This is a genomic window from Infirmifilum sp. (genome assembly GCF_049970975.1).
In the GTDB taxonomy this organism is placed as follows: Archaea; Thermoproteota; Thermoprotei; order Thermofilales; family Thermofilaceae; genus Thermofilum; species Thermofilum uzonense.
Genome location: NZ_JBMFLX010000199.1, coordinates 1 through 1,751, shown reverse-complemented (window position 1 = coordinate 1,751; position 1,751 = coordinate 1). Strand labels below are relative to the sequence as shown.

The window sequence follows — 1,751 nt, the reverse complement described above, 5'->3', positions numbered from 1 at the left end:
TTTCGTCTAAGAACTAAGGAGCTTTTAAAGTGGATTGTGGTTGATACTGTGGGTTTTAAATCTCATTTAGCAGATACTGTCAGCTTTGCTTGTAACTGGAAGTACCTGGAAAGATTATCTCGAGTTCACGCTCTATGAAAGGGGATAAATCCACCCCCTCTTTCTCTCAACGACTTAGATATTTTACACAATTTTACACTTTCTCTAACAGTTTCAACCAAACTGTTCAAGTAATTAAGCCAGTTATTCGCGACTGCTGTAGCCTCTATGGAGTCACTGTTCACTCGTATCTTAGTATCCTTGCATACGAGAATTGATATAGGCTCGGGCTCGGGGTAAGATCCTCTTCTATTAATGGAGGGGCTGATTTCAATTAAGTTTCCTCTCGGAGCCACGCTTAGCTTACCTAGTATCTCTCTAACGTCATTTTCATCCTGTGGCCAACCACCATAAACTCTTAATGTTATGACCGAGATTAGGGAGACTAGATCCTCTGCGCGAATAGCTTTCTGTTCACCTCTACAGACGCTCCCAGCGATGTAACTCTCTACCTCTGTGGGCTCCAAAATCAGGTATTGAGGTTCTCGACCTTCGCTTCTTAGAGGGCTTTTGAGGAAATCATATGATGCCTTGATATACTTAATCCAGTACTCGCCTCCAGGGAGCTTGATGCTCACGGGCTTCAGGGGCATGTAAATGTCTTTCTGTGGATCTTCGTGCCACAAGTACCTGAGGGCTATGCCTCCGCCTATGAGCACATATACGTGGGCTTCACCAGGCTCCTTGGACAAGTCTGGGTTTACAACGACCTCGACCTCTTCAACCTTGAAGTTTCCTAGAGCTTTCAAGAGCATTGATCCAACACTACACTCATCTCTAATGTCCGGGCCTAGAATGGAAAACCACCGCAGTTGCTCAAGCCCTATCTCCACCTCTACATTGTTTCTAAGCGTACGCAACACCCTCATTAAGAGCTTCTTAGAGCCACCCAGGTAAGGCTTGATGAACTCGCTTAACTCACGTTGCTTACTGTAAGCCTCGATTTCATGTGGTCTATGAGCGTAGGGTAGGATCTTAGCCAGCAACTCCGCATCCTTTACGCTAAGTTTTACCCCACATATATCACCAGGGCCTCCAGCAAATTGGCAGTGGTGAACAAGCTCATGAGCTAGAGTCTCAAGGAATTTATCAACAAACTCTCCACCTGACCTTAATAGGCACGGTAGCGAAACCAAGATCTCCCTGCTAACCGGATCATACAAGCCACACACGATAAACACCCCTTCACTTTCTTCCTCATGAAACTCCCTCAGAGAAAGCAGCACCTCTACCCTAGGCAATTGAAGACTCTTACACACACTGGAAATCTCCGAGGTTAACTCTCGAGAGGCTTCGAGAAGCATCTTGTAGATACTTTCAGCGCTTTCAAGAAGCTCTTTTGTCGATGTTCTCACGAATGACCCTAAGTGTTCTATTATTTTAATCTAGCCTTTTAGGTCTATGGTTTTAATCTCACTGCTGTTACTGTTGATGTATTTAATTAACTCTAGTAACTACGTGTCATACATAATTGCCGTTAAAGGCTTCTTAGTTAATATGACACATACTATTATATGATATCTCCAGAGGTAATTAAATAAGCACAGCACCTGCCTTGGATTAAGCTTCTCACTAATGATCACCAGGTCTTCAACTCCGTTGCTGAGCTTCTAAGCCATCATCAAGTCGTTATCAAGGAACTTATATTCAAA

Annotated in this window: 1 protein-coding gene; it reads right to left on the bottom strand. The window is 43.8% G+C overall.

The features are described 5' to 3' along the window. Nucleotides 1-125: 125 nt before the first annotated feature. On the bottom strand, nucleotides 126-1,454 hold the full coding sequence (locus ACP5KC_RS10520; RefSeq protein WP_428287563.1) for a hypothetical protein: 1,329 nt from the start codon (nucleotides 1,452-1,454) through the stop codon (nucleotides 126-128). Nucleotides 1,455-1,751: the final 297 nt, after the last annotated feature.